Consider the following 22226-nt stretch of genomic DNA (forward strand, 5'->3'; position numbering starts at 1 on the left):
ATTATGCAGCCCCCTAAAACAATAACTGAGAACTCCTTACCCAAATAAATTTCCTTCAGCTGAGCCAAAACCTTTATTTTAGGCAAAAAAATACCTCCCGAAGGAGGTACAAATTGGACAAAAATAAACTAAATCAATAAGGGTGTAATGAAATCGGAGTTACCATTTTTTATTTAATAAATGGTCAATACTAAATTTCCCTGGGCCAGTCACAGCTAACAGTAAGAAACCGCCTGCAATAGTAAAGTTTTTCATAAACATTAAGCTATTTGGTGCCACGCTAAAGTCGATATGGAACAGTAGCGCCGTTAATACGGTAAAGCCTGCAGTAAATAGGGCAACAGTTCGAGTTAAGAAACCGAACAGAATGGCTAGGCCACCACCAAGCTCTAATAAAATGGTTAACGGTAATAAAAAGCCTGGAACACCCATTGCTTGCATGTATTGCTGTGTTCCTGCGTATGCATCTCCCAGTTTTCCATACCCAGCAACAATGAACAGAATTGGCATCATAATACGAGCTAACAATACCGCACCACTTTCTAAATTTTTCATTAAGATTCTCCAGACTAATAAGCCATTAAATATAAATTATTTGCGATATGTGTCGCTTTGTAATGTTGTTTTCAGCACAAATAGGCAAGAAAACATTTGATGGGCTTATAGTAGTCATTTGCTTTTTCAATAAAAAGCAAAGCTTATTAACAAAGATAGTCAAAAAAATTGAATGGAGATGGAGGAGGAATTAGCTAAAGTGATGAGTTTTAATTTAACATATTGATTTTAATTGAAACTATTTCTTTCCTGCATTGATCGTACTTTGAATTGTTCTGGCTATGCCCCACATCGTGAAGGCTTTTTTCCCTAATTGGAGTATGCGCTGTGGTCTTTTCAGTGAATAAATTGAAAGCAGGCCTGTTGCCGCAATAAATAAAGGGCGGAAGGTAACCAAGGTTTTCCATGTGCGGTCATAAGGGGCTGTCACATGTAGCCAATCTTCAGAACTTGCAGCAAGGTCGCTCCGTTGCTGCTCAATTCTGTTGAGTAATCGCTGTTTTTTTGCGGCAAGTAATTGGCGTTTATTTCTGGTCATTATCCTTACCTGCTAATGCACTTGCATCTTGGCTTAATTGCTCCCGTGTGGAGCTCAATAAGGTAGATTGCTTCGCTTTTTTGAGGGCCCAAATAGCAAAAATAATGGCGAGTAGAACTAAACATCCTGTTGTTATCGCCAGGGCTTGATAACGATAAATAGGGTCTACAGACCAAAAAATGAGTCCAATTAGACACATTAGACCAAAAGCAGTAAAAAGAAGCGCTAGCCCAACTAACAATAGCAGTTGGATAAAATTAACTTTTTCTTCTTCAAGCTCAACAGCAATGAGCTGAAGGCGAGTTTCAACAATATTAACGGTGATACTCGCGATACGCTGTAGTATTTCAAGGACCCCTTTACCGGGGCCCTGACGTTGTTGATTTTGTTCCATAAGTCATTAACGTTTCGCGAGAAGTACGCCAAGAACCACACCAACAGCAGCACCGATACCGATACCAGTCCATGGGTTTTCTTTGACATAGTTGTCTGCGCGGCCCGCAATTTCTTTAGTTTGTTCAGTGATCCTTTCAGTCGTTTGACCGAGTTTAGCGCGAGATGAGCAAAGTGCGTCTTTCGCTTTGGATTTCAAGCTTTCAATCTCTTCTTTCGATTTCTCGCCTGTATCATTCAATACAGCTTCAAGAGAGTCAGCTAACGCTTTGAGTTCTGCGCGTAGGTCTTCTGATGAATGATTTGATGACATGTAGAACCTCCTATCAATAGAAAAGAAACTTCACTGTATTAACAATAACCGTTTTTACATTAAGTGCAATGAGTTATTCAACAATAAATTGTGGGCTCAGAAAAAATGTAAAAAACAGTATTAAGGAAAATATTTTTATTTTCAGTGGGTTATATTTGTTGGGACGAACCGAAATATTGAGAGGTAAAATTAAGTAAAAATGAAAATGCGAGAACAGGGCGTTCCCGCACGGAGGATTAATTTACTTTTTTATTTGAAAACTTTTTCTTGACGACAACGGCAATGCTACCAATTAGGCCAAGGATCAGTAGCCCTACAGGGATCAACATCAAAATATTCATAATATGATGTTCATATTGTAGGAAAATCGGGCTTTTACCAAAGCCATAACCAATCGCAGTCAAAATTAACACCCACAGTAAGCCACTTAACCAATTAAATACTTGGAAACGACCATTTTGCAAGCCTGCAAGGCCTGCGATAGTTGGAAGTAGTGTTCTGACAAAAGCTAAAAAACGGCCAATTAATAAGGCAGCGAGGCCATGACGGTGGAACAAGCCATAAGCGCGTTGGTGGTAGTGTTCAGGTAAGTGCGCTAGCCAGCCTTTAACAATTCGTGTGTTACCCAGCCATCGCCCTTGTATATAACCAACCCAGCAGCCTAAACTGGCACCAGCGGTTAAAATGACGATGGTGAGCGGATAACTTAACGCGCCTTTAGCGATGAGTACACCAACTAAAATCAATAAGCTATCACCAGGTAAAAACGCTGCAGGCAATACCCCGTTTTCAAGAAACAAGATAGCGAACAGCATGAAGTAAATCGACCACACTAACGCAGGGTTAGATAAGGTGACATAATCTTGGTGCCAAAGGGCGAAAAAAAGTTCTTTAACTAATTCCATTAATGTTTCCTAAACGGCAATAACAGCAACAAACTTGTTGTTGGGCAGGGAGAAATGGATTAAGTGAATGCCAAAGTGAAAGTAGTGTTTCCTCAGGCTGTTAGTGTAAAACACGCTCACTTTAACAAAACAGAAAATAACTAAACAGCAAATTTTAAGCTTATTTTTAGAATTCATTTAAGTTTTGGTTTATTTTTACAATTTATCGTGTGGTATGTAACGATGTAAAGTGCTTAAAAACGGCGTTTAGCCTGTTTTTTTTCTCAGAGTATGCGAAATATACTGGTTAATTTATCTTTTTAATGTAAAAAAATAACGATAAAACAATAACGGCTAATTATTGCATTTTAAGACTATTTACCGTATCTTATCGCCATAGCAAAGGGGAGTAACTTCTTCTTGTCGGTTTATCGTCATTACGGTGTACATATTACACCCGGTAGCCGAGCACCACAGTTCCCTATTTTCGGGGTGTTTGTGTTGTAAGTGAGACCTTGCCAGAAGGCGGGGTTTGCTCATAATTTACAACCAAAAGAAATAACTTGTGGTTAACGAATTTTAAGCGGCTGATGTCTTCTGGATATCAGCCGTTTTTTGTTTTTAAGGGAAAGGAAAATGCACTCAGTTGGTAACCCAATTTTATGGGGTAGTTTTGCCGTTATTATTTTACTTATGTTACTCATTGATTTGTTCTGGCAAGGGAAACACAAAGGCCAAGCAATGTCGATGAAACAAGCTGCGGCTTGGAGTATCGTGTGGGTAACACTTTCACTGCTCTTTGCAGCAGGCTTTTGGTGGTATCTTAATGAGAACGTAGGACGTGAGTTTGCCGATAGCCAAACCATGGCGTTCTTAACGGGTTATTTATTAGAAAAAGCATTAGCTGTCGATAACGTATTCGTCTGGTTAATGTTATTTAGTTATTTCGCGATCCCAGCCAATTTACAGCGTCGCGTGTTGGTTTATGGAGTATTGGGCGCTATCGTACTTCGTACGATTATGATTTTTGCAGGTAGTTGGTTAGTCACACAATTTAGCTGGATTTTATATGTATTTGGCTTGTTCTTGCTATTTACGGGTTTGAAAATGGCTTTTGCTAAAGAAGATGACTCGCCAATTACAGATAAACCGTTAGTCAAATGGGTTCGTTCTCATTTACGCATGACAGATGAATTACATGGTGAAAAATTCTTCATTAAACGTAATGGCATTTTATTTGCGACCCCACTTATTTTAGTACTGATCTTAGTTGAGATTAGTGATGTGATATTTGCAGTGGACAGCATACCCGCTATTTTTGCGGTAACAACTGACCCATTCATTGTTTTAACATCGAATTTATTTGCTATTTTAGGCCTGCGAGCCATGTACTTCTTGTTGTCTGGGGTTGCTGAGAAATTCTCAATGCTAAAATACGGTTTAGCGGTGATTTTAAGCTTTATCGGTATAAAAATGCTATTGATTGATATTTTCCACATCCCAACACCGATTTCATTGGGCGTGATTGCGTCAATCTTAGTCGTAACGCTAGTTATTAATGCTATTGTTAATAAACGCAACGAAGCAAAAAATTAATTTACCTTTTTCATTTTTTTCATTTTTTAAATCCTCTGCTGTAAAAGCAGGGGATTTTTTTTAACCCTCTGAAAACACTCAACCATTTTGCTCATGCCATTCTACTATAAGAAACAAAACTCTATTGAGATCACAGTTATGTAAAATGTTTGTTAAACAAAATCAATCATTGTGTATATTTTGAATAATTGCCTTTTCAGGCGACTATTATTCCTTATACTTGCTGTGCAAACACATTTAATTCCTAATAAAGATAAATAATATAGGTCTATTATGGATACAAATAAAACAGGGTTATGGCGAGTTATTAGCCAAGGTAGTCTAGTCAAGCAGATACTGGTTGGCTTGATAGCAGGTATTTTGCTTGCATGGTTATGGCCATCTGCTGCAAAAAATGTCGGGTTGTTAGGGGATTTATTCGTTAGTGCATTAAAGGCTGTTGCGCCTGTATTAGTATGGGTGTTAGTGATGTCATCCATTGCTAACCACCGCCAAGGGCAAAAAACCAATATCAAACCCATACTGGTCTTATATATTTTGGGAACATTTTTTGCCGCGGTTGTCGCTGTTATTGGTTCTTTCCTATTTCCATCAAATTTAGTGTTAGTGGTCGGTGATACACAGCTAAATCCTCCGGGAAATATTGCTGAAGTGTTAAAAGGTTTGCTAATCAATATATTTGCGAACCCTATCGATGCACTGATTAAGGGCAATTATATTGGTATTTTAGCGTGGGCGATTGGGTTGGGTATTGCACTGCGCCATGCAAATGAAACCACAAAAAATTTAGTTCATGATTTTTCTAATGCAGTAACACAGCTGGTACGTGTTGTGATCCGCTTAGCGCCTTTAGGGATTTTTGGCTTGGTTGCTTCAACTATCGCAACGACAGGCTTTGCAACCTTAAAAGGTTATATCCACGTTCTCGCGGTTTTAATTGGCTGTATGTTGATCGTTGCTTTGGTTGTTAACCCACTGATTGTCTATTGGAAAATGAAGCGCAACCCATACCCATTAGTTTTAGCTTGCTTACGTGAAAGCGGGGTAACGGCATTCTTTACACGTAGTTCCGCAGCGAATATCCCTGTGAATATGGGGATGTGCCGTCGTATGAATCTGCATGAAGATACCTACTCTGTTTCTATCCCATTAGGCGCAACCATCAATATGGCAGGCGCAGCGGTAACGATTACTGTGCTGACGTTAGCCGCGGTACACACTTTAGGTATTCCTGTTGATATCCCAACAGCATTACTATTAAGTGTAGTGGCCGCAGTCTGTGCGTGTGGCGCTTCTGGGGTTGCGGGCGGCTCACTGTTATTGATCCCATTAGCTTGTAACATGTTTGGTATTTCAAATGAGATTGCGATGCAAGTGGTTGCGGTTGGTGTGATGATTGGCGTGTTACAGGATTCAGTCGAAACAGCGCTTAACTCTTCAACTGACGTGTTATTTACTGCGGCTGTGTGCATAGCGGAAGATGAAAAACTGGCTAACGCTGAAGCACGGTTATCTCACCGCGATTAATTGTGTGAACCAAAAGAAGGGCAGGGACTGTGAAAGCAATCTCTGCCTTTTTTTGGGATATGTGATAAACCCTAGCGAAAATCCCGAACAACGGAGCAGAAAAATTAAAGCTGATACGCAATTTTCATACCTTGCTCGATAGCGCGGCGCGCATCCAGCTCCGCGGCGACATCAGCACCACCAATAACATAGGCATTAATCCCACGTTCTGCTAATTGTACTTTTAATGGGCGGTAAGGCTCTTGCCCTGCACATAAAATCACATTATCAACGGGAAGGCACTGGATTTCATTTTGATAACGAATATGTAGCCCTTCGTTATCAACTCGCATATATTCAACACCATTTAGCATCTGCACGCCCCGCTTCATTAGGGATAAGCGATGCACCCAACCGGTTGTTTTACCAAGACCCGCCCCGACTTTACTGTTTTTACGCTGTAATAAGTACAATTGGCGAGCTGATGCCATAAGGGATTTTTGTGGGGGAAATACGCCACCTTTTGAATGGATCGTGGTGTCAATATTCCACTCCTTATTAAATAGTGATGAATCTAAACTGCTACTTTTTCCTTCTTGGGTTAGCAACTCGGCAACATCAAAACCAATCCCCCCAGCACCAATAATGGCGGCACTTTTCCCCACTGAACGTTGTTTGGTGATGACATCGATATAAGAAATGACTTTATGGTGGTCAACCCCTTCGAGCTGGATCTTTCGTGGGACGACACCCGTTGCAATAATGACCTCATCAAATCCAGATAAACAGTCAACATCGGCTTGTTGTTCAAGGCGCACATCAACATTTAATAGTTCCAGTTGTCGGCAGAAGTAACGAATAGTTTCATGGAATTCTTCTTTACCGGGGATTTGCTTCGCGAGGTTAAATTGCCCACCTATGTGGTTAGACTTTTCAAACAAAGTGACGCGATGCCCACGTTTTGCTGCATAAATTGCACAAGATAACCCGGCAGGCCCTGCGCCAACAATTGCGACAGATTTGCTCTGTGGGGCTTTTTCGTTAGGGTAATCCATTTCCCTAACGGCTTGTGGGTTAACCAAACAACTGGCGAGTTTTCCACTAAAGATAAGGTCGAGACAGGCTTGATTACAACCAATGCAGGTATTGATTTCATCAGCTCGATTTTCTGCTGCTTTACGGACAAATGCTTCATCAGCAAGAAACGGCCGAGCCATTGAAACCATATCTGCTTGATGATTGGCAATAATATGTTCTGCAACAAAGGGGTCATTGATGCGATTTGTGGTTATCAGCGGAATATTCACTTTTCCCATTAATTTTTGCGTAACCCAACTAAACGCACTACGGGGAACTTGTGTTGCTATCGTAGGTACTCGAGCTTCGTGCCAACCAATACCCGTGTTGATCATACTGGCACCTGCGTTTTCAATTTGTTTGGCAAGAAATTCAACTTCTTCCCATGTTGAGCCTTCTTCGACTAAATCCAACATGGAAAGTCGATAAATAATGATAAAGTTTTCCCCAACGGCTTCCCGTATTTGTCGCACGATTTCAATGGGAAAGCGAATTCGGTTTATGTAACTCCCACCCCATTCATCAGTTCTATGGTTGGTACGCTTGGTAATGAATTGGTTAATTAAATAACCTTCGGAACCCATAATTTCAACACCATCATACCCAGCTTGCTGAGCTAGCTTGGCTGTTGTCACGAAGTCATCAATCGTTTTTTCAACTTCATCAGTTGAAAGTTCTCGAGGGGCGAAAGGAATAATTTCTGCTTGAATAGGGCTTGGCGCAACTAATTTAGGGTGCAGCCCATAACGCCCTGCATGCAAGATTTGTAAGGCGATTTTACTATCTGCTTGGTGGACGGCATCCGTGATTTGTTGATGAAATGAAAGCTGGTTTTTATCGTTTAATACCGCGCCATGAGCGGTAAGCGCCCCCTCTGGATTGGGGGCGATACCACCGGTAATGATGAGGCTGACACCATTTTCAGCGCGTAGGCGGTAAAAATGTGCTAGTCGCTCACTGCCTTGTGGGTGTTCTTCAAGCCCAGTATGCATTGAACCCATCAAGATGCGATTTTTTAGGACGGTATGGCCTAAATCAAGTGGGGTAAAAAGGTGTGGGAAATTGCTCATTATTATACTCCCATTCGGGATTTCATTAACAGGTCAGATGAGTTAACTGTAGCGTAATGAAGGGGTAATTTGGTAAAGATGTTAAAATTTTGTGATTTTTATCATATGTTTTCGGTTAAATAGCTGAGTGTCATAAAAAAATAGGTGTTTTTTTGTTTTTATGTCATAAAAAGAGATTAAAAAAAGAAACACACAGCATAAAGAGCAATATAGGGAAACCATGATGAAAGAGATTTGCCAAGCTATTACTTTAGAAGGTGAATACGTTCGCCTTGAACCTCTATCTCACCAATATGACGTCGAACTGGCAGATATCATTCGGCGAGATGGGCTGCATAATTTGTGGTATGCCTTAGTGCCTGAGCCTGAATATTTCTCTCAAGATGTGGAAAAGCGCCTAGAAAATTTCCAGAAAAAGGAATGTTTACCTTTTGTGGTGATCGATAAACGAAGCGATAAACCAGTGGGTATTACTTCTTATAACCGTGTGGACCATGCAGTAAGGCGGGTTGAAATCGGGGCCACTTGGTATGGAATAGAGGTGCAACGTACCGCATTAAATACAGAGGCTAAATATTTGCTGTTAAAACATGCCTTTGAGGAATTAGACTGCGTTGCAGTGGAGTTTCGTACACATTTTTTAAATAGCCAAAGTCGCCGTGCCATTGAACGTTTAGGGGCTAAGCTCGATGGTATCTTGCGTAATCATATGAAAACTAAAACGGGTGAACTGCGTGATAGCTGCGTATATAGCATTATCGAGTCAGAATGGCCGTCGATAAAACACCACTTAGAATCGCAGATGGTAAAACCGCGCTAAGGCTAGGTGTGGGGAAATAGCCCACCGAAAGGTGGGCAATGTTAGCTATAAATACTCATGCATTGGTTTGGTCATAAATACATTATTGGGCATTTTTTCTGTGGTGGTATAGCCTGCTGGGCTATTAATCAGTGCAGGAATGCGGTTCACTAAATTTGCACAGGTTAATTCTACGGTTGCTGGGTTATTCACCTCAATTGAGGTGTCGGGTTCACCAATTAACTGCCAGCTATTTTTATCACACTCATCCGCTGTTAAGATTTTCCCAATACACTCTGTTTCTAGGGTAATACCTTCCGCGGTTTCGGTGATCACTACTGCAGATAAGCCTAAGACATCCCCTTTTTTAACAGTCATTTTGAGCGTTTCGGAGTAAATATCTTGCTGGGCAATTTGCGGTACACAGCGCTGAGTTTGGCTGGTGATCGTTAACCCAAGGCGGCTACATAGCCAGCCGTTTTGTGTCCACATATACGGTGGTGCATATTCACCGCTTTCGATTTTCTGCGAAATAACATCGTAAGGTAAGTCATTATAGTTACCAATTTGTTTGTCGAACTCATCAACAGTTAAACCCGCACCGTGACCGACAGCAAGAGCGATACCGTAATCTTCAACGTTATAGCAGCTAGAACCTTTAATTTTCACCAATTTGTGCATGGAGCCTGCTAAGGTGTCAATGAGTACGCCCCAATACATATCAGGGTAGCCACTGCCCGCAAGGGTACAATTGTTTTCTTTGGCTAATGCATCAAGCTTTTGTGTAATTTCAGGTGATGAATTCCATGGATAAAGAGCTTCTTCTCCGGTTGAAATGGCGTTTACACCATGACGAGCAAATAGGGAGAATGCATCTTCTAAATCAGCCATGGTACTCAATGTTGCGATGATGCCAACATCAGGCTTTAAGGTTTCGAGGGTTTTATCCGCTTCATGTAGCGGCTGTACTTTTACCCCTGTTGGCGTCGTTCCTGCAATTTCACCTATATCTTTGCCAATAACGGCTTCATTGATATCAAAAGCCGCCACAACTTCAGCACCATGCTCTTGCAAGTAACGGATCAAAAATTTACCCATTTTTCCGCAACCATATTGAACTGCACGTACTTTTTTCATCATTATTGTCCTATATGCGAATTATCTATAGACCATATTGTGAGATTTGAATATAAAAAATATTGTTCTATATCAATTGTTTGAATAAAGAATTTTTAATAAAATTGATTGCAATTATGATGTTGTTTTTATTGTTAATTTGATATTGGTGAGAGTTAAATATAGATAAAGTGCGAGAAAGTGATTTAAATAAAAAATAGCAGGGCTCATTAAAATTGCAAAAAACGACGTTCGAATGATAGTAATAGCCTGTGCTATCGCATTGAATTATAAGAAAGGTAACTAGGTTGAACACAATTTCATCATACGGTTTCGAAACACTAGACCTAAGCTAAAACTACACGTATAATCCTCTCCACTTTGGCCCCTTAGCTCAGTTGGTTAGAGCAGTCGACTCATAATCGATTGGTCGCTGGTTCAAGTCCAGCAGGGGCCACCAAATTTTAGCTGTTAAATCAGCGCATTAAGCCACTTCTTAGCAAGTGGCTTTTTTGTTTTTCTAAAACATATCACGCTAATGACTCACCAAAATACTTTTGTAATTCATCTCGGCTTTTAATTTCTTGTTAATCCGTATACTTACTGGCTTTTTGAAGCTATGTGATGGATGTTGTAATCCTTTTTGTGACCTAAAAATTGAAATCATTTTTATATTCTTTTACTTTTTCTTCAGGTGCATTCCAATCACCATCGAATACAGTATAAGTAATATATCCTTTGTCGAGGTATCCAGTATCCGAATTATCATTTCTCATTTTTAATGCTTCAGGATTAATGAATTGCTTAGTTTTTCCTTCGGCGGTTATTTCATATAAAACTTGTGGTGAAACGGTATATTCGTTTTCAATAAACTTTACGCCTTTAATTTTATCTTTAGGCAGTGCAGGGTAATTAATGCTTAATCCTGATCTCGCTGGAAGTACTTTCTCGCCAGTCTCCCATTTTTTATTTAAATTATCAATGAGATCAACAATATAAGTGACTGAATCAGGCCAATATTTTTGGGTGCTAGGCCAACCTGATTTTATTTCTTCTTCAGTCATAATATAACCAATACTTGCGGCTATCGCTGGGTAGCCAAGACGTACAGCGCGAGCTGCGGCTGAGACCGTTCCTGAATTAAGTTGCGAGGCTCCGGTATTTGGGCCATCGTTGACTCCAGAAATTACAAGGTCTGGTGGTGTTTCCCGTAATAATCCCTGCAAACCAAAATCCAGTGAATCTGCAGGAGTACCAGGGAAACAATAAGTACGCTCATCGACTTTTTTAACATCAAACTCTTTCCCTGCTTTGAATGTAATAGCAGTCCCTATTCCGCTTTGATTTGTTGCTGGACCGACAAGCCAAACATCATAACCTTTTGCATCTAATTGAGACTTTAATTCAATTAGGCCAAATGCCTCACATCCATCGTCATTAACTAATAAAATACGCATTTTATCGTTGCTGGCTTGAGCTTGAAGTCCTAATAACGTTAATAAACTAATAGCTAAAATTGTTTTTTTCATTTTGCCCCTCGACACATGATTAGTGGTATTAAAATATATTGAATTTATAATCAAAAATAATATCTGCGGCGATAGCATTTCTTCGAATATAGTGGCCACTATCATCAAAAACAGGCTGTACGCGGTTTCCTTGTACTTGATATAACCAAGCTTTGGTTAATTTAGTAAATATCGTAAAGTTTTTTAAGCTTGGATCACTAGGTTGCCAAGCATTGATGAGATTAATCTCACCTGTTTTAATTTTATTATTTTTAAAATCAAACTGACCGTAATTTAATTGTACTGCAGAATAAAAATCTTCAGCATATTTATAATCAATAAGCCCTGTTAGAGCTAATTCACCATCACGCTGATAGTGATAAGCGGCAGATGACATAGGCTCAATACGCCAACGTGCATTTCTCAAAGGATGCCTGTCAAAATAACCGAGTGACCCGTCATTTTTTGAAGCATCAGTATAGCCAATACCCAGTTTCATACCTAAGGCATCATGTTACCATCTAACAGTACCTTCATAGACCCAAGAGGTGCCATTAGCGGCCTGCTGTGCGGAGGGCATATCTTTATATAATTCTAAAGGGACATTACCAAAAGCTTGGAACCCAAGAGTGATATTAGAATAAGGCATATAGCTTAGTTCAAGAACATGACGGTCAATGAAATCTTTCGCATAGCCATAATTATAACTGGCAGTGAGTTCTTTTGTTTTATAGTTGATACCACCCGCTGCGATATATTCAACAGGGGTTTTATTTGCACTATGGAATTTTTCTTTATTCAGGGTAAAGCGTTCCATAACTCTATCAACATATAGCGTATCGATTGAAAAATCCTGATATTTCAATGTGCCATCGAAAGAAACGCCTCATGGTTCAGGGCCAGCAACCAGTGGGGCAACACCTTTTAAGCGTTATAAATTATGGCCTTGTTTAGGCGGTGTTAGAACTCCACTGATTGTGTCATGCCTAGTCATACACAGCAACCAAATAGTATTCGCTCCCAATATGTTAGTGTCATTGATATTGCCCCTACAATTTTAGATGCAGCGGGAACTTCATTTACAACAGAGGTTGATGGGGGAAAACAAATTCCTGTGGCAGGTAAATCTTTCTTGGGAACACTAAATTCGGATGACGCAAAAACCCGTGACGTGCAGTATTTTTAACTGCGTAGTCAGCGAGCTATTACTCAAGGAGACTGGAGAGCTGTCGCATTACACCGTTACAACACCAGCTATGATGATGACCAATGGCAACTGTTCAATACAGCAGAAGATTTTTCTGAATCAACCGACTTAGCGAAAAAGTACCCAGAAAAACTGAAAGCATTGCAGCAATTATGGGGGGATGAAGCAAGAAAATATAGCGACCCAGCGGTCGTGGATCCTTCTGAGTTCTTCTACAACTTTAATCGTATGGAAGATGGTTTTATCAGCGATTAAACTGATAAATTCACTGTTATTGTTAAAATAGCCACAAGAATTGCTTTGTGGCTATTTCTATTGAGCGAGTATTGTTAATGTGTTTTTCATATTTTATTGATCTCAAGTGAAGTTTTTTTTATGTCTTCGCGGGAAAATATCCTCAGTGTATTAAGAGGGTGCACGAGTGAAAAACGGTATACAGTTACGCATCAAAGGGAAAGTTCAGGGGGTAGGGTTTCGTCCCTATGTTTGGCAATTAGCCCACCAATGCAAACTATTAGGTGATGTCTGTAATGATGGCGAAGGGGTGCTGATTCGTTTATGTACTGATTCGGAACCCACTGAATTTACTCAGTTATTGTACCAACACTGCCCACCGTTAGCCCATATAGAAAGTATTGAACTGCAACCTTTTCAATGGGATAAATTACCCGACGCATTTACTATTCGCCGTAGTGGCGAAGGTAAAATGGATACTCAAGTCATCCCAGATGCTGCTACTTGTGATGCATGCCAACAAGAGCTTTTTGCTCCATCGAATCGACGTTTTCATTACCCGTTCACAAACTGCACTCATTGCGGCCCTCGCTTCACGATTATTCGTCGTATGCCTTATGATAGGCCCAATACTGCAATGGCCGATTTTCCTTTGTGTCCTAATTGCTTAGTGGAATATCAATCCCCCGCAGATAGGCGTTTTCACGCACAACCCAATGCCTGTGCGGTGTGTGGTCCTGAAATTAAATTGTGCGGCCCATCAGGAAAAATGATCGCAAATAAAGAGAATGCATTAGCCTTGGCAGCTCAGCAGTTATTGGCCGGGAAAATTGTTGCTATTAAAGGGATTGGCGGTTTTCATCTTGCTTGTGATGCAAGTAGTGATGAGGCGGTAGAAGCTTTACGAGGGCGTAAATGCCGCCCAACCAAGCCGCTAGCGGTTATGATCCCATCACTGAATTGGTTAGAGCAGCACAATATGCCGCTGAGTGATGGCTTACGTGCATTATTAGAAAGCTCTGCCGCTCCGATAGTATTGATTAAAAATTGGAAAAATCCTGTATTAAGCCAATATATTGCGCCAAATCTAGCGGAAATCGGTGTTATGTTGCCTTCTAACCCATTGCAACACCTATTGATGGCACAAGTTAATCGCCCATTAGTGATGACGTCAGGAAATGTATCAGGGAAGCCCCCTGTGTTGAGCGAGCAAGCTGCGCTGGTTGATTTAGCCAATATCGCCGATGTTTGGCTCACTCATAACCGCGATATTGTCCAACGTGCAGATGACTCATTGGTGCGTTATCATGATGGACAAGCGGAAATGCTCCGCCGTGCACGGGGCTATGTCCCTGATGCGATTGATTTACCTGAAGGGTTTGAAAATTCCCCATCAATACTGGCTTTAGGGGCTGATCTTAAAAATACCTTTTGTTTATTGCGAGACAAAAGTGCAGTCATGAGCCAACACCTAGGCGACCTTGATGATATGGATATTTTTGAGCAATATCAGTCTGCGATTGCATTATTTGAATCTATTTATCGTTTTACGCCAACCGCTATAGTCTCTGATATGCATCCTAATTATGTGAGTACGCGCTATGGCGAGGCGTTATCACAGCAATTACGGATCCCATTGATAAAAGTGCAGCATCATCATGCACATATTGCTGCGGTAATGGCTGAGCATGGTTTGCCATTAAATGGAAGTAAAGTCATTGGGTTAGCTTTGGATGGTTTGGGGTATGGGGGTGACCACCGGCTATGGGGAGGTGAATGCTTACTAGTGGATTATAAATCCAGTCAATATCTAGGAGGCTTGCCCCCAGTTGCACTGCCGGGAGGGGAATTAGCTTCTCGGCAGCCATGGCGTAATTTCCTTGCGCATTGTTTACAATTTGTTCCCCAGTGGCAAAAGCAAGAGAGCGCCGCTTATTTAATGTCATTTCCTTGGCAAGGCTTACAAAAGGCGATTGAGAAAGGAATTAATAGCCCAACGGCTTCATCTACTGGGCGGCTTTTTGATGCGGTTGCTGCAGCGTTAGGTATTTGTACGGCACAAACCAGTTGGGAAGGGGAGGCTGCTTGCCAACTGGAAGCGATTGCCATGAAATCACCCGTGAGCGTACATCCGGTCACTATGCCATTAGTGGGGCAACAATTAGATTTACATACATTTTGGCAACAATGGATAGCGTACTGTGCGCCTAAACCACAACGGGCACATGCCTTTCATGTGGCATTAGCGCAAGGTCTTGCTGAGCTAGCACGGAAGTCAGCGAATCAATATGGTACTAAGACAATTGTTTTGTCAGGTGGCGTGACCCATAACCAATTATTGAGAAAACTATTAGTGAATAACCTATCTGAGTTCGATGTGCTATATGCAAAACAATTTCCCATGGGAGATGGTGGGCTATCATTGGGGCAAGTCGCTATCGCTTCTGCGATGTTGAAAAATTAATCTATTACTAATGGGCAGTATTATATTTATAGGGTTGTATACCTACCTATTTTTTCAGCTTTTCATTTTAATAGATTATATTTTATTTTTGATATTGATTCTTATTTAACATATTTGTTTTTATATTAATGGTTGGGTTGTTATTAATACACCTATTCCGCTTAATTAATTATATTAATACAATGGTTTTAAGTATCACAATGAAAAATAAATGTTTTTTTATTTTAAATGATGTGATGTATAACGCAGTATTGAAAATAAAATCTATTTATTTATATTTTCATTTTTGTTTCAGTACGGGTTACTGAATCGATTTTTCTAGCAAATATATAAAAAAAATAAAATTTCTTATTGCCTTTTGATGAAGATCAAATGATTTAGGCGCGGTAGGAATAGGATCTTATTTTATATTTATACATCAGGTTACTTAAATAAGAATTTATTTCATTAGAGTTGGTTTTGTTTGCTTCTTAAATAGATAAATACAAGCAAAAAGCGTATTCATCATTTGTGTATAGGGCTTTGTGGTATTTATAACTTTAAGGTAGTAAACAAAAATCCCCTCCTAGTGAATAGGTTTTAAGCCACCCATAATAATAGGAAAAAAGAATGATAGGAGATAACTCTATTATTTCTTCGCATGGCATTAACCGCCGTGATTTTATGAAGTTATGTACAGCACTGGCTGCGACAATGGGATTAAGCGGGAAGGCTGCTGCCCAAATTGCGGAATCTATTAGTGACCCAGCTCGACCTCCTGTCATTTGGATTGGCGCCCAAGAGTGTACAGGGTGTACGGAATCTTTGCTGTGTTCAACCCATCCAACTTTGGAAAATTTAATTCTCGATACCATCTCATTGGAATACCACGAGGTGTTGTCTGCCGCCTTTGGTGAGCAAGTTGAGCAAAATAAACACGATGCAATTGAAAAGTACAAAGGAAAATATGTTTTAGTCGTCGATGGTTCTATCCCATTGAAAGATGGTGGCATTTACTGCATGGTGGCGGGGAAACCGATTGTTGAGCATATTCGTGAAGTGGCTGAACACGCTGCGGCTGTGATTGCGATAGGTTCTTGCGCTTCGTGGGGCGGTGTTGCTGCGGCAGGTGATAACCCAACAGGAGCCGTGGGTTTAGATCAAGTCATTAAAGATAAAACCGTTATTAATATTCCAGGCTGCCCACCTAATCCACATAACTTCCTTGCGACGGTCGCACACTTAATTACGTTTAATCGCCCACCAAAATTGGATAGCAAAAATCGCCCAATGTTCGCGTACGGTCGATTAATTCATGAACACTGTGAACGTCGCCCTCATTTTGATGCGGGCCGCTTCGCAAAAGAGTTCGGTGATGATGGCCATCGTGAAGGTTGGTGTTTATACCATTTAGGTTGTAAGGGACCTGAAACGTACGGTAACTGCTCCACATTGCAATTCTGTGATGTTGGCGGTGTCTGGCCTGTGGCAATTGGTCACCCTTGTTATGGCTGTAATGAAGAAAATGTAGGGTTCCATAAAGCTATCCACCAACTAGCAAGTGTTGAAAACCCAACACCACGTGTGGATAAACCGGATGTGAATAACCGCGAAGGTGGCCAAATTTCATCTACAGCTGTGGGGTTAATTGGTGGTGTTGTCGGGTTAGTGGCTGGGGTTAGCGTGATGGCGGTACGTGAATTAGGTCGTCAAAAACGCCAACAAGATACTGACTCACGGGGAGAATAACCGTGAATAGACGAAATTTTCTTAAACTCTCCGCTGGGGGAGCATTACTTGCGGGAAGTTCACCCAGCTTGGCGGGGCCTGAAAACCGCCCGCCAATTCCTAATTCTTTGGGGATGCTATATGACTCGACCCTGTGTATTGGGTGTCAGGCGTGCGTGACAAAATGCCAAGATATTAACCACCCGGAACGTAACCCGGTCGGGGAACAAACTTGGTCAAATAATGACAAACTCACCCCTTATACCAACAATATTATTCAGGTTTGGAGCAGTGGAACAGGCGTTCATAAAGACCAAGAAAAAGATGGCTATGCCTACATTAAAAAGCAATGTATGCATTGTGTTGACCCTAATTGCGTGTCGGTTTGCCCTGTTCAAGCGCTGAAAAAAGACCCAAAAACCGGCATTGTTCATTACGATGCCAGCGTATGTACTGGTTGCCGTTATTGCATGGTGGCGTGTCCATTTAATATCCCGAAATATGCCTACGATGACAAATTTGGTGCAATTCATAAGTGCGAGTTATGCAACCAAAAAGGTGTCGAACGTTTAGACAAGGGCGGTTTGCCCGGTTGTGTCGAAGTTTGCCCAACAGGTGCAGTAATTTTCGGGACGCGTGAAGAATTACTCGCGGAAGCCAAAAAACGCTTAACACTCAAAGTGGGGGATGAGTACGGCTACCCAAGACAAACCTTACACAGCAATGACCCAAATGTGATTAAAGTGCCGAAATATGAGTCCCATGTTTATGGCGAACTTGAAGGCGGTGGTACACAAGTCATTGTTCTTTCCGGTGTGCCATATCAAAACCTTGGGCTACCTGAATTGGAGCAGTTGTCTACAGGGGCGCGTTCTGAATATGTGCAGCACACGCTTTACAAAGGCATGGTACTGCCATTGGCCGCGTTGGCAGGGCTGAGTTTCTTGGTGTATCGCAATACCAAGAATGACAAACACGAAGGAGATGACTCAAATGACGACGCATCATAAAGAGCAGCCGCTAGGCGGGCGTTTAGTCAGTTGGCCAATTATGGTCTTTGGGCCCTTAGTGCTGATTTGTGTCATCTTGATAGTTAAACGCTTGGTCTTCGGCTTAGGCTCAGTTTCTGACCTAAATGGTGGCTATCCTTGGGGGATCTGGATTGCTTTTGACTTGCTGATTGGAACCGGTTTTGCTTGTGGCGGTTGGGCGCTGGCTTGGGCGGTGTATGTATTTAACCGAGGTGAATATCACCCGTTAGTGCGCCCTGCATTATTAGCCAGTTTGTTCGGGTACTCTCTCGGTGGCTTGTCTATCACTATTGACGTAGGTCGTTACTGGAACTTGCCTTATTTCTACATCCCCGGTTTCTTTAACACCAACTCAGTGCTGTTTGAAACCGCAGTGTGTATGACGATTTATATCGGTGTGATGGCATTGGAATTTGCCCCTGCACTGTGTGAGCGCTTTGGTTGGAAGGTTTCGTTAAAGCGACTGAATAAAGCGATGTTTTTTATTATTGCTCTTGGCGCATTACTGCCGATGATGCACCAATCGTCTATGGGTTCATTGATGATTTCGGCGGGGTATAAAGTCCACCCTATTTGGCAAAGTTATGAAATGCTGCCACTACTCTCATTACTGACTGCATTCATTATGGGCTTTTCCATCGTCATTTTCGAAGGGTCATTACTCCAAGCCGCGTTGCGGGGGCAAGGCGCTGATGAACGGCCGCTGTTTGTTCGTATCACTCGGATCTTGCAGGTATTGTTAGTGCTGTTCTTGGTCTGCCGTTTCGGTGAACTAATTTATCGGGGCAAGTTGCACCATATCTTCAATACCGATTTCTACGCCATGATGTTCTGGATAGAAACTGCATTAATGGTTTTCCCATTGATTATTTTCCGCATGCCATCATTGAGAAATGATTCGCGGTGGTTATATGCAAGCGGTTTGAGCATGTTGATTGGGGCTGCCATGTGGCGGATGAGCTATTCCCTCGTTGCATTCAACCCAGGGGGCGGATATGACTATTTCCCTACAACAGAAGAACTTTTAATTTCAATAGGTTTTGTGGCAATAGAGGTATGCGCTTATATCTTATTGATCCGCTTATTACCTGTTATTCCAGCATTGAAAAAAACAACGATGAGCCATTCAGAGGCCCGAGGTAAAGCATGAGCCAACGTATAACAATAGACCCAGTCACTCGTATCGAAGGTCACTTACGCATTGATTGTGAAATTGAAGATGGAAAAGTCACCAAGGCTTGGGCTTCAGGCACGATGTGGCGTGGTATGGAAGAGATAGTCAAAGGGAAAGACCCCCGTGATGCATGGATGATTATGCAGCGCATTTGTGGGGTTTGTACCACGGTGCACGGTATTGTGTCGGTACGCACTATTGAAAGTGCTTTAAATATTGATGTGCCAGTGAATGCGCAGTATATCCGTAATATGATTTTAGCCGCGCACACCATTCAAGACCATATAGTCCATTTTTATCAATTATCTGCATTAGATTGGGTGGATATCACCTCTGCATTGAATGCAGACCCAAATAAAGCAGCAGAAATCTTGAAAGGCGTTTCGACGTGGCCATTGAATAGCCCAGAAGAATTCACGCGAGTTCAAGATAAAATTAAAAAACTGGTTGCCAGTGGGCAATTGGGTATTTTTGCCAATGGGTATTGGGGGCACCCAGCGATGAAATTGTCGCCGGAGGTGAACTTAATCGCCGTAGCTCACTATTTACAAGCCCTTGAATGTCAGCGAGATGCCAACCGAATTGTAGCGTTATTAGGGGGGAAAACACCTCATATTCAAAACCTTGCCGTTGGTGGTGTCGCAAACCCTATTAACCTTGATGGTGTCGGGGTTCTGAACCTCGAGCGTTTGATGTATGTAAAATCCTTTATTGACCGTTTAGGGGATTTCATTGAGCAAGTGTATAAGATTGATGCAGCAGTGATTGCTGCGGGCTACCCTGAATGGCTCGAAGTCGGCCAAGGCGCGAAACATTACATGTGTATGCCTGAAATGCCAATGGACGGTAAAAATGGGAGTTTCCTATTACCGGGTGGTTATCTGGAAAACAGCGATTTTAGTACTTATCGCCCCATTACTAGCCATATGGATGAGTACTTGATCAACGGCATCAAAGAAAGTAGCAAACACGCGTGGTACAAAGAAAATGAACCACAGGCTCCATGGGAAGGCACCACCAACCCAGATTACACGGGCTGGGACGATGACGGTAAATACTCATGGGTAAAAGCCCCAACTTTTTATGATAAAACCGTCGAAGTCGGGCCGCTTGCTGACTTGTTGTGTAAATTAGCGGCAAAACATGAGCCGACAGAAAAACACTTTAATGATGTGGTAAACCTGTACCAAACACTGACAGGCAATACGATTAGTGTGGATCAACTGCATTCAACATTGGGCCGAATTATCGGACGTAGTGTTCGCTGCTGTGTGCTGAATGAAACTCTGTCTATTCAATGGCAAGCGCTGGTCGATAACATAGGAAAAGGCGATTACACCACCTTTGTAAAACCCGTATTCCCTGAAAATGCCACTATTAAAGGTGTTGGTTTTGGGGAAGTCCCACGTGGTTTATTGTCGCACTGGGTTGTAATCAAAGACGGTAAAATTGAAAATTACCAAGCGGTAGTACCATCCACTTGGAACTCAGGCCCACGTAACTTCAATGATGAGCCAGGCCCTTATGAGCAAGCATTGGTAGGAACTCCTGTCGCTGATCCCGCTAAACCCCTTGAAGTGGTGCGAACCATTCACTCATTTGACCCTTGTATGTCTTGTGCTGTGCACATTGTTGACCCAGAAGGTGGCGAAGTCACTAAGGTTAAGGTGCTGTAATGCGTATTTTAGTTTTAGGTGTTGGCAATATATTGCTGAGCGATGAAGGGATTGGGGTACGCATCGTTGAGGCTTTAGAGCAGCGCTATCACCTGCCTGAATGCGTGGAAGTGCTAGATGGTGGAACGGCGGGAATGGAATTGATTGGCCCGATGGCAGATAGAGACCATTTGATCATTGCTGATGTTGTGTTATCGAGCCAGCAGGCTGGCTCGATTTTAGTCTTGCGCGATGACGAAGTTCCTGCACTGTTTACGCGTAAAATCTCCCCGCATCAACTCGGTTTATCAGATGTGCTATCCGCTTTGCATTTAACCGATGAATTCCCACAGCGGCTAACATTAGTTGGCGTTGTGCCTGGATCCCTCGAACCGCATATCGGTTTGACGGCAATAGGGCAGGCCGCTTTAGAGCCAGCTTTACAAAAGGTTATTGAGGTTTTGCGAAGCGAAGGCTTGGAAATCATAGCGAAAGAAGAGAGTTTGCATGCCGGATGACATCTTAGGTTATGAAACTAACCCTCGGCCTCTAGTTGAGGCCGCATTTACGCGAGTTGCTGAACAATCGATGCATGATTTGTCATTTTTGCATCCGACTATGCCTGTGCACGCCAGTGAGTTTGGCCTGTTCGAAGGGCAATGGGTGGGCGTGGTGATCACGCCTTGGATGCTCAGCGCGATTATTCTACCGGGGCCTGAACAATACTGGTCTCGTCGCGTGGTCGGTGACAAGGTTGGGTTAATCCTCCCCTATGGTGAAATGACGTATACCGTGGGTGAATTAGACGGCTTGACCCAATATTTTGCTTGCTCATTAATGTCGCCATTAGAAAAGAAACTGACACCAGAACAAGGTATTCACCTAACGGATGATTGCCAGCGAATATTGTTATCGCTTCCAGTGAGTGACCCAAATATTCCTCAAGCACCTGAACGTAGAGCATTGTTTGCCCGCCACTTAAGGGGGCAGGATGCATGAGGTTTCGTTATGCCAAAGTACGATAGAAATTATTGAACAGCAGGCGAAAAAAAATGCAGTTAACCGAGTCACCGCTGTTTGGCTTGAAATTGGTGCGCTCTCTTGTGTTGAAGAGAGTGCCTTTCGCTTCAGTTTTGACGTCGTTTGTCGTGGGACGGTTGCAGAAGGCTGCCAGCTCCACATTATTTACCAGCCCGCACAAGCATGGTGTTGGGATTGCAGTGAAATAGTGGAAATAGATAGCCACCAATCGGTTTGTCCATGCTGTCAGGGGTTGAATCTGAAAGTGGAAAGTGGGGAGCGTTTACGCATCAAAGAGTTGGAAGTGGAATAGCTTTTTGAGGTGAGCTTGAGGTGTATCAACCAGACTCTATGGATTATGTATTAATCTAATTTAATA

General features: G+C 42.0%; 22 protein-coding genes and 1 tRNA gene. 13 read left to right on the forward strand and 10 right to left on the reverse strand.

Annotation, left to right across the window (positions count from 1 at the left end):
- Positions 1–159: 159 nt before the first annotated feature.
- The 5 genes from PR809_RS13990 to PR809_RS14010 all read right to left on the reverse strand — a co-directional run bounded on the left by PR809_RS13990 (position 160) and on the right by PR809_RS14010 (position 2704).
- The gene (locus PR809_RS13990; RefSeq protein WP_102137898.1) at positions 160–555 is read right to left on the reverse strand and encodes a DoxX family protein; all 396 of its coding nucleotides are present in this window, start codon (positions 553–555) and stop codon (positions 160–162) included.
- 238 nt (positions 556–793) lie between these two features.
- A complete protein-coding gene (locus tag PR809_RS13995) occupies positions 794–1093 on the reverse strand; it encodes a YqjK-like family protein (RefSeq protein ID WP_102137897.1) in 300 nt (99 codons plus the stop codon).
- Positions 1080–1487, reverse strand: a complete 408-nt coding sequence (locus PR809_RS14000; protein WP_102137896.1) for a phage holin family protein — start codon at positions 1485–1487, stop codon at positions 1080–1082. The genes PR809_RS13995 and PR809_RS14000 overlap by 14 nt, the downstream gene beginning before the upstream one ends.
- A gap of 6 nt (positions 1488–1493) precedes the next feature.
- A complete protein-coding gene (locus PR809_RS14005; RefSeq protein WP_102137895.1) occupies positions 1494–1799 on the reverse strand; it encodes a DUF883 family protein in 306 nt (101 codons plus the stop codon).
- 236 nt (positions 1800–2035) lie between these two features.
- Positions 2036–2704 carry a DedA family protein gene (locus tag PR809_RS14010; RefSeq protein WP_102137894.1) on the reverse strand — a complete coding sequence of 223 codons (669 nt, stop codon included), beginning with the start codon at positions 2702–2704 and terminating at the stop codon, positions 2036–2038.
- 615 nt (positions 2705–3319) lie between these two features.
- Here PR809_RS14010 and PR809_RS14015 point away from each other — a divergent pair.
- Together PR809_RS14015 and sstT are read left to right on the forward strand one after the other, a co-directional pair.
- On the forward strand, positions 3320–4279 hold the full coding sequence (locus PR809_RS14015) for a TerC family protein (RefSeq protein ID WP_102137893.1): 960 nt from the start codon (positions 3320–3322) through the stop codon (positions 4277–4279).
- Between the two features lie 273 nt (positions 4280–4552).
- Entirely contained in the window at positions 4553–5806 is a 1254-nt protein-coding gene (gene sstT, locus PR809_RS14020; protein WP_206276425.1) for a serine/threonine transporter SstT, read from the forward strand.
- 104 nt (positions 5807–5910) lie between these two features.
- Here the strand turns inward: sstT and PR809_RS14025 are convergent, their stop codons facing one another.
- On the reverse strand, positions 5911–7932 hold the full coding sequence (locus PR809_RS14025) for an NADPH-dependent 2,4-dienoyl-CoA reductase (RefSeq protein WP_272524550.1): 2022 nt from the start codon (positions 7930–7932) through the stop codon (positions 5911–5913).
- Positions 7933–8155: 223 nt separating this feature from the next.
- On the opposite strand from PR809_RS14025, the gene PR809_RS14030 reads away from it, so the two are divergent.
- Positions 8156–8752 (forward strand): GNAT family N-acetyltransferase, encoded by a 597-nt coding sequence (locus PR809_RS14030; RefSeq protein WP_272524554.1) that lies wholly within the window; start codon positions 8156–8158, stop codon positions 8750–8752.
- Positions 8753–8797: 45 nt separating this feature from the next.
- Here the strand turns inward: PR809_RS14030 and PR809_RS14035 are convergent, their stop codons facing one another.
- The gene (locus PR809_RS14035) at positions 8798–9871 is read right to left on the reverse strand and encodes an NAD(P)H-dependent amine dehydrogenase family protein (protein ID WP_166264353.1); all 1074 of its coding nucleotides are present in this window, start codon (positions 9869–9871) and stop codon (positions 8798–8800) included.
- Between the two features lie 359 nt (positions 9872–10230).
- On the opposite strand from PR809_RS14035, the gene PR809_RS14040 reads away from it, so the two are divergent.
- Positions 10231–10307, forward strand: a tRNA-Ile gene (locus PR809_RS14040).
- A gap of 190 nt (positions 10308–10497) precedes the next feature.
- On the opposite strand, the gene surE is transcribed toward PR809_RS14040, so the two are convergent.
- The 3 genes from surE to PR809_RS14055 are packed head-to-tail and all read right to left on the reverse strand — an operon-like array spanning position 10498 to position 12172.
- A complete protein-coding gene (gene surE / locus PR809_RS14045; RefSeq protein ID WP_206276426.1) occupies positions 10498–11376 on the reverse strand; it encodes a 5'/3'-nucleotidase SurE in 879 nt (292 codons plus the stop codon).
- 28 nt (positions 11377–11404) lie between these two features.
- A complete protein-coding gene (locus PR809_RS14050) occupies positions 11405–11854 on the reverse strand; it encodes a hypothetical protein (protein WP_166264355.1) in 450 nt (149 codons plus the stop codon).
- A gap of 15 nt (positions 11855–11869) precedes the next feature.
- On the reverse strand, positions 11870–12172 hold the full coding sequence (locus PR809_RS14055) for a hypothetical protein (protein ID WP_206276427.1): 303 nt from the start codon (positions 12170–12172) through the stop codon (positions 11870–11872).
- A gap of 165 nt (positions 12173–12337) precedes the next feature.
- On the opposite strand from PR809_RS14055, the gene PR809_RS14060 reads away from it, so the two are divergent.
- The 9 genes from PR809_RS14060 (at position 12338) to hypA (ending at position 22160) form a co-directional block, all read left to right on the forward strand.
- On the forward strand, positions 12338–12541 hold the full coding sequence (locus PR809_RS14060; protein WP_166264357.1) for a hypothetical protein: 204 nt from the start codon (positions 12338–12340) through the stop codon (positions 12539–12541).
- Between the two features lie 442 nt (positions 12542–12983).
- Positions 12984–15260, forward strand: coding sequence for a carbamoyltransferase HypF (gene hypF / locus PR809_RS14065; protein WP_206276428.1), 2277 nt, complete (start codon positions 12984–12986; stop codon positions 15258–15260).
- Between the two features lie 609 nt (positions 15261–15869).
- Entirely contained in the window at positions 15870–16988 is a 1119-nt protein-coding gene (gene hybO, locus PR809_RS14070) for a hydrogenase 2 small subunit (protein ID WP_102137882.1), read from the forward strand.
- A gap of 2 nt (positions 16989–16990) precedes the next feature.
- Complete coding sequence (hybA, locus tag PR809_RS14075; RefSeq protein WP_094961065.1) at positions 16991–17977, forward strand: hydrogenase 2 operon protein HybA; 987 nt, start codon at positions 16991–16993, stop codon at positions 17975–17977.
- The gene (hybB, locus tag PR809_RS14080; RefSeq protein ID WP_102137881.1) at positions 17961–19148 is read left to right on the forward strand and encodes a Ni/Fe-hydrogenase cytochrome b subunit; all 1188 of its coding nucleotides are present in this window, start codon (positions 17961–17963) and stop codon (positions 19146–19148) included. The genes hybA and hybB overlap by 17 nt, the downstream gene beginning before the upstream one ends.
- On the forward strand, positions 19145–20848 hold the full coding sequence (hybC, locus tag PR809_RS14085; protein ID WP_195697701.1) for a hydrogenase 2 large subunit: 1704 nt from the start codon (positions 19145–19147) through the stop codon (positions 20846–20848). Before hybB ends, hybC begins: the two co-directional genes overlap by 4 nt.
- Positions 20848–21345, forward strand: coding sequence for a HyaD/HybD family hydrogenase maturation endopeptidase (locus PR809_RS14090; RefSeq protein ID WP_166264361.1), 498 nt, complete (start codon positions 20848–20850; stop codon positions 21343–21345). Before hybC ends, PR809_RS14090 begins: the two co-directional genes overlap by 1 nt.
- On the forward strand, positions 21335–21826 hold the full coding sequence (gene hybE, locus PR809_RS14095) for a hydrogenase-2 assembly chaperone (protein ID WP_206276092.1): 492 nt from the start codon (positions 21335–21337) through the stop codon (positions 21824–21826). Before PR809_RS14090 ends, hybE begins: the two co-directional genes overlap by 11 nt.
- Positions 21819–22160, forward strand: coding sequence for a hydrogenase maturation nickel metallochaperone HypA (hypA, locus tag PR809_RS14100; protein ID WP_166264365.1), 342 nt, complete (start codon positions 21819–21821; stop codon positions 22158–22160). The genes hybE and hypA overlap by 8 nt, the downstream gene beginning before the upstream one ends.
- Positions 22161–22226: the final 66 nt, after the last annotated feature.

The organism is Providencia sp. PROV201 (genome assembly GCF_028479545.1).
Classification (GTDB): Bacteria; Pseudomonadota; Gammaproteobacteria; order Enterobacterales; family Enterobacteriaceae; genus Providencia; species Providencia huaxiensis.